11 protein-coding genes are annotated in these 14,566 nt (G+C 70.4%); 7 read left to right on the plus strand and 4 right to left on the minus strand.

The genetic code is table 11. From position 1 onward, the window contains the following. Nucleotides 1-17: 17 nt before the first annotated feature. The 6 genes from CRP56_RS04330 (at nt 18) to CRP56_RS04355 (ending at nt 6,069) form a co-directional block, all read left to right on the plus strand. Nucleotides 18-881, plus strand: coding sequence for a chain length determinant protein (locus CRP56_RS04330; protein ID WP_097260373.1), 864 nt, complete (start codon nt 18-20; stop codon nt 879-881). Then, entirely contained in the window at nt 844-2,442 is a 1,599-nt protein-coding gene (locus CRP56_RS04335) for a lipopolysaccharide biosynthesis protein (protein ID WP_097260375.1), read from the plus strand. Before CRP56_RS04330 ends, CRP56_RS04335 begins: the two co-directional genes overlap by 38 nt. A gap of 5 nt (nt 2,443-2,447) precedes the next feature. Continuing rightward, nucleotides 2,448-3,572: a hypothetical protein gene (locus tag CRP56_RS04340; protein WP_257040003.1), complete on the plus strand. Its 1,125-nt coding sequence runs from the start codon at nt 2,448-2,450 to the stop codon at nt 3,570-3,572. Then, nucleotides 3,569-4,354 (plus strand): glycosyltransferase family 2 protein, encoded by a 786-nt coding sequence (locus tag CRP56_RS04345; protein WP_257040005.1) that lies wholly within the window; start codon nt 3,569-3,571, stop codon nt 4,352-4,354. The genes CRP56_RS04340 and CRP56_RS04345 overlap by 4 nt, the downstream gene beginning before the upstream one ends. Before the next feature lie 66 nt (nt 4,355-4,420). After that, a complete protein-coding gene (locus CRP56_RS04350) occupies nt 4,421-5,098 on the plus strand; it encodes a hypothetical protein (protein ID WP_097260381.1) in 678 nt (225 codons plus the stop codon). Further along, nucleotides 5,092-6,069, plus strand: a complete 978-nt coding sequence (locus tag CRP56_RS04355) for an SAM-dependent methyltransferase (RefSeq protein ID WP_097260383.1) — start codon at nt 5,092-5,094, stop codon at nt 6,067-6,069. Before CRP56_RS04350 ends, CRP56_RS04355 begins: the two co-directional genes overlap by 7 nt. A 55-nt stretch (nt 6,070-6,124) precedes the next feature. Here CRP56_RS04355 and CRP56_RS04360 read toward each other — a convergent pair whose 3' ends face one another. Together CRP56_RS04360 and CRP56_RS04365 are read right to left on the minus strand one after the other, a co-directional pair. Further along, nucleotides 6,125-7,024, minus strand: coding sequence for a glycosyltransferase family 2 protein (locus CRP56_RS04360; RefSeq protein ID WP_097260386.1), 900 nt, complete (start codon nt 7,022-7,024; stop codon nt 6,125-6,127). Further along, nucleotides 7,021-9,048: an O-antigen ligase family protein gene (locus tag CRP56_RS04365; protein ID WP_097260388.1), complete on the minus strand. Its 2,028-nt coding sequence runs from the start codon at nt 9,046-9,048 to the stop codon at nt 7,021-7,023. Before CRP56_RS04365 ends, CRP56_RS04360 begins: the two co-directional genes overlap by 4 nt. Nucleotides 9,049-9,137: 89 nt before the next feature. Between CRP56_RS04365 and CRP56_RS04370 the strand changes: the two genes are divergently transcribed. Beyond that, nucleotides 9,138-9,809 (plus strand): hypothetical protein, encoded by a 672-nt coding sequence (locus tag CRP56_RS04370; protein WP_097260390.1) that lies wholly within the window; start codon nt 9,138-9,140, stop codon nt 9,807-9,809. A gap of 14 nt (nt 9,810-9,823) precedes the next feature. Here CRP56_RS04370 and CRP56_RS04375 read toward each other — a convergent pair whose 3' ends face one another. Beyond that, nucleotides 9,824-10,870 (minus strand): glycosyltransferase family 2 protein, encoded by a 1,047-nt coding sequence (locus CRP56_RS04375; protein ID WP_097260392.1) that lies wholly within the window; start codon nt 10,868-10,870, stop codon nt 9,824-9,826. 75 nt (nt 10,871-10,945) lie between these two features. Then, on the minus strand, nt 10,946-14,509 hold the full coding sequence (locus CRP56_RS04380) for a DUF4082 domain-containing protein (protein ID WP_257040006.1): 3,564 nt from the start codon (nt 14,507-14,509) through the stop codon (nt 10,946-10,948). Nucleotides 14,510-14,566 lie beyond the last annotated feature (57 nt).

Here is a 14,566-nt window from a genome sequence, read left to right on the forward strand (position 1 = left end):
GGTCACTAGGGGGGACCATGGATCTCGCTGAGATCTTCCGAGTCATGCGCAGGCGCTGGTACGTCCTGCTGCCGGGGCTGCTGGTGACCGCAGCCCTGGTCTTCGGCGTGACTCAGGTGGTTCACGTGACCTACCAGTCGCAGAGCACGGTGGTGCTGCTGAACTCCGAGAAGGCGACCCGGGCCTACGACGGGAATCCCTTCCTCAGCACCCAGACCTCGCTCACCGGCATGGCCGACAGCCTGGCGCGCAACCTCAACTCCGACGACTCGCTCCGGGAGCTCAAGTCCCGTGGCGCGAAGGGGACGTTCGAGGCGAAGCTGGCTGACAACGCGCAGGGGCCGCTGCTCTGGCTGACCGTCACCGGCACCGACCAGGCGTCCGTCCTGTCCTCGGACAAGATCCTGACCGCCTATGCCAAGGAGCGGCTGGACCAGTTCCAGCAGGACCAGTCGGTCGACTCCAAGGCCATGATCCGCATGACGACGATCGTGGCCCCGCAGACCCCGGTGGCGCAGACCAAGACCCGGCTCGAGTACATGATCATGGCGGGCGGCGCGGGGCTGGTGCTCAGCCTGGTCGCCGTCTTCTACGTGGAGGCGCGCAGGCGGCAGCGGCGGCCGGACGCACCGGAGGAGGCGGAGACCCCCGACCGGGACGCGGGGACCACCGACCGGGACGCGGCGGCCGACGTGCCGGTCGTGGAGGAGACGCTCGCCATCCGCAGGCCGCCGAGCTGGTCGCAGTCCACCGGGAACGAGCGGACCGCCGCCCAGCCCCAAGAGCCACGGCCCGTCATGGCCGGAGCATCCGCCGCAGAGCCGCGCGACGAGGAGTCGACCCATGGACATCGCCCGCGCACCGGACAGCGCGACCGGTGAGACGAGCGACGCGCCCGCTCCGCCCCTCGTCACAGAAGTCGCAGAAGCCGCAGAAGCCGTAGAAGCCGTAGAAGCTCTAGAGCAACCCTCGCTCGGCCGCAAGGTCCGCTCCGCCGCCCGCTGGAGCCTGATCAACACCGTCGTCCTGCGGCTGGGCAACTTCGCGACCGGCATCGTCCTGGCCCGCTTCGCCCTCGGCCCCGCGGAATGGGGCGTGTACGGCATCGCCCAGACCGTGCTGCTGGTCCTGCTGTCCGCCAACGAACTGGGCGTGGGCCTGGCCATCGTGCGCTGGGAGGGGGACGCGCGGCGGTTCGCGCCGACCGTGCTCACCCTCAGCACCCTCTCCAGCGGGCTGCTGTACGTGGCACTGTTCGCGTCCGCCCCGACGGTGGCCGCTCTTCTCGACTCGCCGGACGCCGCGGGCGTGCTGCGGGTGATGTGTCTGTGCGTGCTCATCGACGGCGTGGCCCAGGTGCCGGGCGGCTTCCTCACCCGTGAGTTCGCCCAGGGCAAGCGGATGATCATCGACGGACTCAACTTCGTCGTCGGCACCGGTGTGACCCTGGTCCTCGCCTTCGCGGGCTGGGGCGCGATGAGCTTCGCCGTGGGGGCCGTCGCCGGGAACGTGGTGACGCTGATCGGCTGCGCGCTGGCCGCGCCGGGCACCCTGAAGTACGGCTGGAACCCCGAACAGGCCCGCGCCCTGCTGCGGTTCGGGCTCCCGCTGGCCGGGGCGAGCATGCTGGCGCTCGCGGTCGTCAACGTCGACACCATGGTGGTCGGCGCGACGCTGGGCAACATCTCGCTGGGTTTCTACGTCCTCGCCTTCAACATCTCCGGCTGGCCCGTGCGGATCATCTCCGAGGCCGCGCGCCGGGTCTCCTTCGCCGGCTTCTCCCGCCTCGCCGACTCCCCGCAGGCCCTCGCCCAGGGCTTCAGCCGCGCCCTCGGCGTCCTGATGACCGGCACCGTCCCGCTGTGCGTCGTGCTCGCCGGCCTCGCGGAACCCGTCATCCGCCTGATCTACGGCGACCGGTGGGCACCCGCCGCCTCAGCACTGCCGTGGCTGATGGCCCTCGGCCTGATCCGCATCGGCAGCGAACTCGCCTACGACTGTCTCGTCGCGGTCGGCCAGCGCCGCTCGCTCTTCCTGGTGCAGGGACTGTGGCTGGTCGCCCTGATCCCGGTCCTGCTCGTCGCCGCGCGTGTCAACGGCACCGCCGGGGTCGCCCAGGGTCATGTCCTGGTCGCCGGCGGCCTGGTGGTGCCGGTGTTCCTGATCGCCCTGGGCCGTGGCGGCATCGGCGTCGCCCGGATCGCCCGGGCCTGCGCGTGGCCCTTCCTCGGCGGGGCCGTGATGGCCGTGGTCGTCCTCGGCCTGGAGCCCCTGCTCGGCGACGGCCCGCTCGCCCTGCTCACCATCGGCACGATCGCCCTGGCCGGCTACACGGTGTGCGTCCTGCCCAGCCGCGACTTCCTGCGCGGCGTCGACCGGCCCCACCGCGGCCGGCACCGGGCGACCGCGCCGCTCCGGTCTCCCCAACAGGACTTGAGGTGACCCGGATGTCACGGCCCACCCGCCGACGCTCACTCCAGGGGCTGCTGCTCGCGGCCTTACTGACGGTCGCGAGCGCGGCCTGCTCGGGCTCGGGATCGGACGAGTCCGCGTCGGCGGGCTGCCCGAAGGACCGTCCGTCCTGCCGTACGAGCGCCGCCCCGAAGGCATCGAGCGCCACGCCGTCGACCGAGATCGGCGAGGCGACGGAAACCCCGGCCGCCTCGCCGTCCCCGTCGTCGACTCCGTCGACCCGCCCGTCCTCGTCGGCGAAGGCGCCCGCCCCGAGCGGCACGCCCGCCGCCCGGACCGGCTGCGCCTCCCCCGGCGCCTGCGGCTTCCCCGACGCCCGCACCACCGGCCCCCGCACCCGTCTGACCCCCAAGAAGACCGGCTACCAGACCATCCGCACCGACGGCACGGTCATCCGGGGCCAGGACATCACCGGCTCCCTCGACATCTATGCCGACAACGTCACCATCATCGACACCAAGATCACCTCGGACAGCTGGTGGGGCATCAACCTGCGCCCCGGTTTCAGCGGACTGCGGGTCCTGCACTCCACCATCACCGCCGTCCCCGGCACGGGCCCGGACAACGGCGGCGTGGACTACGCCGTTTCGAACATGGGCGGCAGCTCCATCGAGGTCGGCTGGTGCGACATCTCCGTGTTCGGGGACGCCCTGTCGATGGGACAGGGCGACATCCACGACAACTACGTCCACGACATCGAGCCGTTCGTGAACCTCGGCGGCGAGTGGCAGCACACCAACGCGGTGATCAGCGGCGGCGGCAACACCGGCCAACTCACCATCCGCCACAACACCCTGCTCAACGAGACCAGCCTCAAACAGGGCTCCTCGGGCAGCATCGGCCTGTTCGCGGACGTCGGCGTGGTCCGCAACGTCACCGTCGACGACAACTGGATCGCCGGCGGCGCGTACGCCCTCTACGGCGGTTCCACGGGCGCCACCGGGATCAAGGTCACCGACAACATCTTCTCGACGGAGTTCCACCCCGCCTCGGGCGGCTACGGCGTCGTCGCGCACTGGAACGACAAGGGCGCGGGGAACGTATGGCGCAACAACCGGCTGTCCGACGGCCGCCTCGTCACCCCGGAGCCCGCCTCGTGAGGCGCGTCCTGCGGATGCCGTGGACGCTGCTCAAGGCGGTGTTCGGCTGGCTGGTGCTCTTCGAGGCCAGGAACAAGGTCCTGCTGGCGCCGTCCGCGGTGCGACTGCGCCGGATCGAGGACGCCGAGGTCCGACGGCTGTCGGCCGCTCTGCCCTCCCCGCCCTCGGCCCTGGTCGCCACCGTGATCGCCACCCACCGGCGCCCCGACGCCCTGCGCGCCGCCGTCCGCTCGGCCCTGGACCAGACCGTGCGTGACCACGTCGTGATCGTGGTCGACGACGGCGCCGGACTCCCCGAACTCCCGGACGACCCAAGGCTGTTCGCGGTCTCGCTGGCCCGCAACACGGGCGTGGCGGGCGTCGTGCGCAACGTCGGCATCCGGCTCACGCGTTCGCGGTACGTCGCCTTCCTCGACGACGACAACCTGTGGGAACCCGACCATCTGGAACGCGCGTTGGCGGCCCTGGAGTCCGCCGACGCACCCGCCGGCGTCTACACCGCACTGCGCCGCGTCCTGCCGGACGGCAGCGAGAAGGACATCCTGTCGGTCCCGTACGACCGGCGCCGCGCCGCCCGCGAGTCCTTCCTGGACACCAACGCCTTCGTCGCCCGCCGCACCCGCTCCCTGCACTTCAGCCGCCTGCGCCGCACCCCGGAGGTGCTGCCCCGGGAGGACTGGGAGCTCATCCACCGGTACGCCCGACGGCACCAGGTGCGGCACGTGCCGCACCCGACCGTGCGGTACCTGGTGAACCCCGCCAGCTTCTACACGGACTGGTGACGGCCCGTGACCTCCCACTCCTCCGTTCCTCCTACAGTTCCGCTCCGACCTCAGGTGGTTGCCCCGATGGCCCGATCCCGCGCCCTCAGAAACAAGTTCGTCGACGCACCCGGCTCGCTCGGCGAACGGATGCGTGTCGCCCGCTGGGAGCGGTTCCGGCGCTGCTTCCCCGGCATCGAGGGCATGCGGGTCGTGGACCTGGGCGGCACGGCCGAGATGTGGCTGCGGGCGCCGGTGCGGGCCAAGCACGTCCACCTGATCAACCTGGAGGCGCACCCCGCCGACCTGCCCGACTGGATCACCGCGGAGAACGCCGACGTCACCGACCCGGAGGTGGCCGCCGAGCTCAGCGCCCAGGGCGGTTACGACCTGGTGTTCTCCAACTCGACCATCGAGCACGTCGGCGGCCACAGCCAGCGGCGGAAGTTCGTCGCCGCGGTCGAGCAGCTCGCCCCGCTGCACTGGATCCAGACGCCGTACCGCTACTTCCCCGTCGAGCCGCACTTCGTGGCACCCGGCTTCCAGTTCCTGCCGCTGGCCGCCCGGGCCCGGCTCGTCCGACGCTGGCCGCTGGTGCACAGCCGTCCCGACAGCCCCGAGTCGGCCATGAACGCCGTGATCAACATCGAGCTGCTGACCCGCACCGAGATGCGGTACCTGTTCCCCCGGTCGGTGCTCCTCAGCGAGCGGGTGCTCGGTGCCCCCAAGTCGCTCATCGCCGTGAGAACGGAGACCGTATGTTGAACAACCTGGTCAACAGACATGACGCGGACCGGCTCCTGCGCAAGGTGCGCAAGCTCGAACTCAACCCCGTGCTGGCCAAGTTGCGCGTGCGGGGCGGGGCCCGGGTCGTCCAGCACTGGTCCCAGGTCGACCCGTCGCTGACCGAGTGGTGGGCGATCCCCTCGGTCATCAAGCGGTGGAACCTGCTGATGACCGGGGACGCCGAGGTGTCCTTCCCCCAGTACGTCGCCGCCAAGCACTTCGCGCCGCGCACCGATCTGCGGGGGCTGTCGCTGGGCTGCGGGACCGGTGGCAACGAGCTGCTGTGGGCGAAGACCGGCGCGTTCTCCCTGCTGGAGGGGGTGGACGTGGCGCCGGAACGGATCGATTTCGCGACCCGGGCCGCCGCGGACGAGGGGCTGGCCGACGTCCTGCGCTTCCGGGTCACCGACGTCAATCAAATGACCGCGGACGGGGAGCGCTTCGACGTGCTGCTCGGGTTGCAGTCACTGCACCACTTCGACAACCTCGACGAGACGCTGCCGCGGCTGGCCCAACTCATCGAGCCGGACGGGCTGTTCGTGATCGACGAGTTCGTGGGGCCGACGCGCTTCCAGTGGACCGACGCGCAACTGGACGCGGCGAACGCGCTGCTGGCGCACCTTCCCGAGGAGCGGCGGCGGTTGGCCGACGGGCGGATCAAGCGGCGGGTCGTGCGGCCCAGTCGGATGTCGATGGTGCTGGACGATCCCTCGGAGGCGGTGGACGCGGCGGCGTTGCTGCCGGGGTTGCGGCGGGAGTTCGAGGTCGTGGAGGAACGGCCGTACGGGGGAACGGTGTTGCATATCGCGTTCTCCGGCATCGCCCATAACTTTCGGGATCGGTCGCCCGAGACGCTGGAGTTGCTGGAGCGGTGTTTTGCCGCGGAGGATGCGGCTCTGGCGGATGTGGGGCATGACTTCGTTGCGATGGTGTGTCGGCGTCGGGCCTAGGTTGTCTGCGGGTGCGTGGGGGCTGGTCGCGCAGTTCCCCGCGCCCCTGGGTGGGTCATGGGCCCGGCGTCTTGTTCAGGACCCCCGGTTGCGCCAACGCCGCTGCTGCCGCTCTGCTCGCCGGTCTGCCCAGCGCCGCTCGTGACGTCTCCCTCAGCAGGACCGCCGTGCGGAAGGCTGCCGTCGCCAGGCGGCCGTGCCTACGGCCGTACAAGCGGACCCGGTTCAAGGTGAGCAGCGTCCACAGGCGAGGTGACACCTGGGAGTCGCCTCCCAGGTGCACCGCCTCGGCGCTCGGCTCCAGCTGTGTCGCGTACCCCAAGTCCCTTGCACGCAGGCAGAATTCCGTCTCCTCGGAGTAGAGGAAGAAGGACTCGTCCCACTTGCCGCACACCGCCATGCACTCCCCCGAGATGGCCATCAGCGCACCCGTCGCCCAGTCCGCCCGCGTGGGCTGTCGGTATGCGCTCGGGTCGGTGACCAGCTCGCTCAGGGCCGGAAAACGGCCCGCCCGGGTGTTGCCGATGACGGCCTCGCCCAGCGCCCGGAGCACGGTCGACTCCCGGCGCAGGGAGCGATGCGGCGTGTCCCGGCCCTCCTCGTACAACAGGGGTACGGCGATCCCCACGCCGCCCCCGAGGCTGTCCACCAGGCGTTTGGCGCAGCCCTGGCGCATGCGGACGTCCGGGTTGCAGATGAGGGCGACCCCGTAGTCCCCCGCCACCTCCAGCGCCGCGTTGATCCCGGCCGCGTACCCGGCGTTGCGGCCCGTCTGGACGACCGTCGCCTCCGGGGCGAGGGTGTGGAGCACCTCCACCGTGTCGTCGGCCGAGTCGTTGTCGGCGACCACCAGCCGCCAGTCGAGGCCCGCCATGCCGTCGGGCAGGGCGGCGAGGAACCCGGGGAGCACCGCGGCGCTGTTCCAGGTGACGACGATGACGGCGACGGTGCTCATCGGGACTCCACGAGTTGGGGGAGCTGGGCTTCTGGTGCCTTACGGGGCGCCCGGACCACCTCGGCAGCGGCGGCCTCCCGGCGCACGAACCCCAGATAGCTGCCGCCCGCTCCCAGGACCAGGAAGAACATCCCCGCGTACATGGGGAAGCTGAGCGCGTCGAAGGTCGCGCTGATGACCAGGGCGACCAGGGCCGAGGCGAGGAACGCCTGGCCGAGTTCGCGGTCGGACTCGGTGCGGGCGAGGCGGCGGATGGCGCCGCCGGTGTGCATCCCGGTGACGAAGAGGGCGAACAGGGCGATCAGGCCCAGGATGCCCATCTCGGCCAGGGTGAGCATGTACTGGTTGTCCGTGAAGAAGTACAGGTCGGGGGTGAAGGTGCCGAACCCTCGGCCGAACCAGGGGTGTTCGTTGAAGTACGGCACGATCGCGCTGTACTTCACCGTGCGCGCCTGCGTGCTGCTGTCGGAGTTGGACAGGAAGCTCGCGAACAGGTTGGTGATCGTTCCGATGAGGCCCGGGATGATCACCTTGAAGCCGGCCACCGAGCCCAGGATCAGGCCGATCGCGGCCCAGCGGCGCTGCGGCCTCCAGCGGGGCACCATCACCAGAATGACGATGAAGGCACCGATGATGGAGGTCCGGGAGACCGTCAGGGGCAGCGCGCCCGCCATGATCGCCACCGGCGCCCAGCGGCGCCACGCCCTCACGTGTCGTCGTACCGGATCGAAGGCCTGGTGGACGGCGAACGGGACCAGGATGGCCAGCATGCCGCCGAACTCCAGCGGGTGGGCCGTCGTGGAGCGGGGCCGGGTGAAGGAGCCGCGGTCCATCGCGCTGATGCCGGCGGTGCTCGACTGGAGGCCGGGGATGTGGATGGAGTCGGCGATGTTGGTGGCGGCGAAGAAGTCGTAGTAGCCGATCAGCGCGACGACCGTGCCCATGACGACGAGGCGGCGCATCAGGGTCTCCAAGCGGCTGCGCTCCTGGATGCCGGCCGAGGCCAGCACCACCAGCGCCACCCACACCCCGAGCCCGATGAGGCCGCGGTCGGCGCCGAGGACCTCCTCGTGGCTGCTCTCCCGGGTCGCGTTCGCGAGGTAGGCGAGGAGGACGGCCGCGGCCAGCAGGCACATCACCACGCGCACCAGCCTGGTGCCCGGGGCCGGCAGGATGCGGCCGCCGAGCCAGGTCGCGAGATACCAGAGGAGGCCGAGGAGGGCGAAGACATTGGCCGGCGTCCCGACGCCGCCCAGCGCGGGCAGCGTGAGGTTCGAGGGGACGAAGAAGGCCAGGGCCAGATAGCCGGTGAGGATCGTCGTGGCGTCCAGGCGCCGGGACAGCAGGCCCTTGGGGCGCTCGGGCGGACTGGCCCGGTGGCGCCGGGGGACGTAACTGGGCTGGGCCCGGCCTCGGCGGCGTACCACCGCGACGCCCTCGGCCAGGATGGACAGCAGGAACGCGGCGACCATGCCGACGATGACGACCGCCGCGATGTTCTGGTATCGGCTCTTGGGCTGTGAGACCGGGGTCTGGGGCAGGACGACCGGCGCGGCCTGCACCGCGTACACCGACGGCACCTTGGAGGCGGCCTGCAGGGCTTTGAGCTGTTCGCCGGTGAACTTGGTGAGGGTGGTGGTCTCGCGCAGCACCTTCGCCCGGTCGGTGCCGGTGACGCTCAGGGTGAGCAGCGGGCTGTCGGCGTTCGGGGCGAAGCCGACCGTGTAGCGGTCGGTGACGCCGCGGGAGTGCAGCTCCTTGGCGGAGTCGTTCGACTGCAACGTCCTGATCAGCACGTCGGCGGTGACGACGAGCGAACCTCCGGCGTTCGACAGGGGGTTGCCGAAGGTCGGGGCCAGTTCGGCGATCGCCGTGGAGTCGAGCAGGGTGACGGAGCTCTGCGACTCGTAGGACACCGGGACGGTACGGAAGAGATAGCCGCCGGCGAGGACGCTGAGCAGGGTGAGCGGCACCATGCAGTACCAGCGCCTGCGCATGATCGCCAGGATGTCACCGAGGCTCATGCGCCCTCCCTTCCACGCAACCGGTTTGATCCGCTGGCGACTTGCCCCGGTTGATGCGAGTATCGCTGGCGACGGAAGGAATCCCCGCTGTGTCGCCTCGTGAGGTCGCCGAAGCGCTGTTGCGCCGCTGGTACGTGCTGGTGTTCGCGCTCGTGCTGACGGCCGCCGGAGCGTACCAAGTGCTGCATCCCGCCCCGCGGTTCCTCAGTTCGGCGGTGGTCGTCCTCAAGCCCCCGGTCACGGGGAACCAGCCGAACCAGCTGACGAATCTGCAACCGCCGCTCGCCACGCTGTCGTACGGCGTCATCCAGCAGCTGGAGTCGCCCGAGGGGCGCAGGGAGCTGGCGGCCGCCGGTGTCCATGGCTCGTACCAGCTCATCCCGCGCAACAGCGGCACCAGCGCCACGCCCCGCTATCTCATTCCCTCGCTCCAGGTGCAGGTGAAGGGGGCGAGCGCGGCGGAGGCGGACACGGCGGTCAGCCGGGTCATCGACGTCTACACCCGGCATGTGACCGAGTTGCAGGAGGCGCAGGGGATCGCGGCCGATGCGCGGATCAGCGCGTCCGTCCTCGTGGCGCCCAGCGCGGCCCCGGTGCAGGGCACCAGGACCCGCGCCCTGGCGGGGACGGCGCTGCTCGGGGGCATCGGCGGGATGCTGGCCACGCTGTGGTTCGACCGGTTCGCGCTGCGCCGCAGGAGCCGGAAGGACGGCTCCCCGGAGCGGCCCCGTCCGGTCGAGGAACTCGCGGTGGCGGGCTGAGTGGTTCACGGGCATCAGATTCCGCGGCGCTTCCAGGACTCCCACCACAGCCACTCCCGCCCGCGCTCGGCCACGGCCGACCACACCAGCGGCTGGAGGTACGGCATCGCCTTCGGGCCGATCCTTCTGCGCAGGTTCAAGGCGCGGTACTCGGGCAGCGCCCGGTAGCCCGGCAGGCACTCCTCGGCGAACGCCACGCACTCGTCGACCGGTACGACACCGGTGCGGCCCCGGTCGTAGGCGCGGTAGGCGCGGCGCAGCGCGTAGCGGGCGAGCCGGGTGTGGACCTGGTCGGCCAGCCGGTCGGCGTGCGGGAGCCGGTCGCCGCACTTGGCGAGCACGGAGTCGTAGGCGATGAGGCGCTGGCGCAGGTCGTCGAGCTGGCCGCCGAAGTCGGTCGTCGACATGTTGTTGCCGTGGACGCGGTAGAAGGCCTGGTCGGCGCCGCGGATGTAGCCGACGTCGGCGTGTGCGGCGAGCCGCATCCACATCTCGATGTCGCCGGCGTGCGGAAGGGCCGGGTCGTAGCCGCCGACCTTGCGCTGGAGGTCGGTGCGGACGACGACCTCGGGCGACGTGATGCAGCCGGTGCCCTCCCGGAAGCGTCGCTCCAGCCACCACTGGCCGGGGTAGACGACCGAACCGGTGCTCCGGGTACGGGCCTTGGGCAGCGGGCCGCCGTGCTGGAAGCGCAGGGGGCGCCCGTAGGCGAAGCCCGCCTCGGGGTGGGCGTCCAGGAGCGCGGCGGCCCGGGTCAGGGCGCCCGGGACGAGCCGGTCGTCGGCGGAGAGCAGGGCCACGTAGTCGCTGTCGGCCCACTCCAGCAGGCCCTCGTTGTACGTGGCGATGTGGCCCTTGTTGGTCTCGTGGACGTGCACCTCGATCCGCGGGTCGGAGGCGGCCAGCTTGCGGGCGACGTCCGCCGAGTCGTCGGGCGAGGCGTCGTCGATGATGAGCACCCGGAGGTCGACCCCGGGGTTCTCGTCCAGGACGCTGCTCACGCAGTCGGCGAGGAAATGGCCGTACTTAAAGCACGGGATGACAACACTGACGCTGCTCATCGGTGGGGGTAGCCAATCCCCGGTGGTGGTCTCCCCGTCGGGTGCGGGAGACCACCACCGGTGGGTTCTCGTCGGTCAGTTCTTCTTCTTGCGGACGGTCTTGCCGGTCAGGGTCCAGCTGTGGGACTTCACCTTCGTGTGGTGCTTGTCCTCGGCCGTGAGCGTGACCTTGAACTTCGTGCCGTCCGGCAGCGGACCGGTCAGATGGACGGACACCTTGTGCGTGGCACGGCTGTAGGAGACGACCGCCGTGACATGGAGCTTCTTGGCGGCCTTGGTGCCCTTCAGGATGGTCAGGTCCGCGTCGACGTCCGCCACCTTGAGCTTGTCGGACACGGTCATGACGAGCGGGTGCTTCGCGTCGGCGGTGTAGGTGACCGTGGACGCGCCCTCCTCGGACGCCGTCTCCGCCGCCAGCGACCCGCTGGGGTTGGTGGCGGTGAAGACCGGGCCGACCCAGTAGTTCGACGAACCGTAGGAGCCGGTCGGGAAGGCCGAGTCCGCGCCGTACCGGTAGAGCCCGTTGTGGTGGGCCGTGGTGTCGGCGGTGCCGGTCAGCGGATAGGACTGGTGGGCCGAGGCGAAGTAGCCGCCGTCGACCGCGTAGTGGCCGTTGGGCGCGTGGTAGGAGACGACGTACGCCGTGTCGGCGGTGACCGCCACCGGGGTGGCGAAGGTCAGCGTCTGCCAGCCGGTCGCCGACTCGTTGGTGAAGGTGCCGCTGGCCAGCAGCGTCCCGGAGTCGGTCCACAGGCTGCCGGTGTGGGTGCCCGTGTTGCCGGCGCCCTTGTAGAAGGTGACGCCGGTGATCCAGCCGGCCGCCGAGGACGTGAACCGGGTGCCCAGCTCCAGGGAGTTGGGGTCGGCGGTCATGTCGGGCGTGGACGGCACCGCGGAGGAACTCCACAGCGTGCAGGGGCAGGTGACCGCGGGCGGGGTGGCGCTGGTGGTGAAGGACCAGGTCACCGGGTCCGTCATGGCGTTGCCCCACACGTCGGAGGCCTGGACGGTCGCCGTGTACTTGGTGTGCAGCGACAGTTCGGTCGACGGGGTGAACGTCGCCTTGTTGGCCGCGGGCAGCGTCACCGATCCCGGGACGGTGTTGCCGTCCGGGTCCTTCAGCGTGAACGTCAGGTTGTCGGAGTCGACGGACGCGCTGAACACGGCCGACACCGACGCGGTGATCGCGGCGTCGGTCGCCCCGGAGGTCGGGGAGGTGGAGGTGACGGTGGGCGGGGTGGTGCTGGCCGTGGAGGTGTCCAGGACCACGTCGACCCAGTAGTTGCTGCCGGAGGCGGCCGAGGTCGGGAAGGCGCTCGTCGAGGTGTAGCGGTAGACGCCGTTGCCGCCGTCGGTGCCGGTCTTCAGGGCCGTCAGCGGCGCGAGTCCGGCGTCACTGTTGGCGAAGGTCGTGTCGTAGGAGTAGCCGCCGTTGGGTGCGAAGTACGAGGCGACATAGGTGGTGTTGGCCTTGACGGTGACCGGGGTGGCGAAGTTGAGCTGCTGCCAGCCGGAGGCCGACTCGCCCGTGAAGGTGCCCGTGGCGAGCAGCTTGCCGTCCTTGGTCCACAGGTTGCCCTTGTGGGTGCCGGTGTTGTACGGCGACTTGTAGAAGCGGACTCCGGTGATCGAACCGGCCACCGTGGTACGGAACTTGACGCCGAGCTCCACCGAGCCGCCGTCGCCCGCGTTGACGGTGCCGGGCACGGCCGTGGCCGGCCAGACGGTGCACGGGCAGGCCTGCGGGCCGACCGTGATCGGGATGGTGGTGACGGCGCCGATGTTGACGCTGTCGTCGACGGCGCGGACCTTGATGGACGCCGAGCCCGGGGTGGACGGGGTCCAGCTGTAGCTCCAGGAGCCGAGCCCGGTCGCGGCCTGCCAGGTCGTGCCGCCGTCCGTGGACACCTCCACACGGGCCACCACACCACCGGAGTCGGTGGCGGTGCCCTTGATGGTGACCGGCTTCAGCGCGGGCACGGTGACCCCGGAGGCCGGGCTCGTGACGGTGATGGCGGGGCCGGTGGTGTCGGTGGACTTGGTGGCGGCGACGAGGTTGCTCTGCCGCGTCAGCGGCTGGACGCCCATGTCCGCGAGGAGGTTCACGGTCGCCTGCTGCATGCGGGCGTCCTCGGTGACGACCTGGTCCGCCGGGTCGTACGTCGGCAGGTTCGTCAGGCCCCACGACCACTGCACGGTCCCCGCCCCGAAGACCAGGGCGCCGGAGTCCTGGTCACGGAAGGCGACGAGGCTGTGCTTCGCGGTGCCGTTGCCGTAGGTGTTGCCCCAGTCCATGCGCAGCTTGCCGTCGTTGATGTCCACGGTCGTGGACGACAGGTCGATGGCCCCGGCGGGTCGGGTGGCGTTGTCGAGGTCGCTGTCCCACTCGTAGCCGAGGGTGCCCTCCGGGAAGGTCGCCGTCTGACTGGACGTCAGGTTGGCGATGGAGGTGTTGCGCCACAGCCGGTTCTTCCCGTAGGAGCCGGGGACGGTGATGGCGTCGGCGCGGTAGCCGTTCACCGTGAACATGGAGCCGGTGAGGATGTTCGGCGGCTGGTAGGACTGCCCGTACTGGGTGCTGGTCGGGTCCATCCAGGTGCCGGTCCACTGGCCGCTGGGGTCGGCGACGCCGTTGTTCTGCGCCATCTTGGTCATCTTGTAGCAGACCAGGGTGCGGTTGGCGGTGTTCGCGCCGTCGATGCTCGGGGTGAGGCGGGTCTTCCAGAAGACCTCGTTGCCGCTGAAGAAGGCCTGCTGCACACCGGCCTTGCGGGCGGCGAGGACCTTGGAGTACTGGTCCTGCGTCCAGTACTCGTCATGTCCGGAGGACAGGTACACCTTGTGGTTCTTCAGCAGGGTCTCACCGCGGGTCGACACGTCCACGCCGGACAGATAGCTGACGTCGTAGCCGTTGCGCTCCAGCCAGGCCAGCATCATGTACTCGGAGCCGTAGATGCCGTTGTCGCCGCCGATGTCCAGCGGGCGGTTGTAACTGACCTCGTAGGCACGGCCGTCGGGCGCGGGTCCGGCGCCGCCGTACAGGTCCTGGCCGCCGTAGTCGTTGTAGGCCTGCCAGGTCTGGTCGCTGGTCTGCACGACGATGTCGGAGGTGCTGGAGTCCTTGCGGACCACGAACGGGTAGGGCATCAGACCGTCGCCGTCGGTCTGCGTCAGGTTCGCGATGTACAGGCCGGACACGGCGTCGCTGGGCACGGTCCAGCTCGCCGTCACGGGCCAGTTGCCGCAGTCGACCAGACCGGTGCCGGCCTTCTTGGTGCAACTCGCCGGGTTGGACGTGTAGTTGGCGGGATAGGTCGTCGCCGCCTGCGCCGCCGTGGACATCAGGCGGGCGCCGTCACCGCCGTACCAGCCGAGCCGGTAGATCTCGATGCGGTACGAGGTCTTCGACTGGATCTTGAACTGGACGGTGTCCCCCGCCTGGACGCTCTCCTTGGTGGTGAACCCCTTGATGTCACCGTAGGAGTTGGGCGAGTACCAGTCCGTCGACGGGCTGCCCGTCTTGGAGTTCTCGCAGACGATCGGATTCGAGCCCGATCCGCACGGATCGGCGGCGGCCTGGGCGGTTCCGGCCTGTGGGAGCACCGCCCATATGACTGCTGCTGCGACGGCGAGGCGCACGCCCCGGATCCGTCTGCTCCATCTGTTCATGTGTACCTCTCAGCGGTGCTGTGCAAG

Source organism: Streptomyces sp. TLI_55 (assembly GCF_900206255.1).
GTDB lineage: Bacteria > Actinomycetota > Actinomycetes > Streptomycetales > Streptomycetaceae > Streptomyces > Streptomyces aquilus.

Bases quoted from the DNA above. Each gene is read 5' to 3' on its own strand.
- CRP56_RS04355 (WP_097260383.1), top strand. From the start codon at position 5,092: ATGTTGAACAACCTGGTCAACAGACATGACGCGGACCGGCTCCTGCGC.
- CRP56_RS04350 (WP_097260381.1), top strand. From the start codon at position 4,421: ATGGCCCGATCCCGCGCCCTCAGAAACAAGTTCGTCGACGCACCCGGC.
- CRP56_RS04365 (WP_097260388.1), bottom strand. From the start codon at position 9,048: ATGAGCCTCGGTGACATCCTGGCGATCATGCGCAGGCGCTGGTACTGC.
- CRP56_RS04335 (WP_097260375.1), top strand. From the start codon at position 844: ATGGACATCGCCCGCGCACCGGACAGCGCGACCGGTGAGACGAGCGAC.
- CRP56_RS04360 (WP_097260386.1), bottom strand. From the start codon at position 7,024: ATGAGCACCGTCGCCGTCATCGTCGTCACCTGGAACAGCGCCGCGGTG.
- CRP56_RS04375 (WP_097260392.1), bottom strand. From the start codon at position 10,870: ATGAGCAGCGTCAGTGTTGTCATCCCGTGCTTTAAGTACGGCCATTTC.
- CRP56_RS04330 (WP_097260373.1), top strand. From the start codon at position 18: ATGGATCTCGCTGAGATCTTCCGAGTCATGCGCAGGCGCTGGTACGTC.
- CRP56_RS04340 (WP_257040003.1), top strand. From the start codon at position 2,448: ATGTCACGGCCCACCCGCCGACGCTCACTCCAGGGGCTGCTGCTCGCG.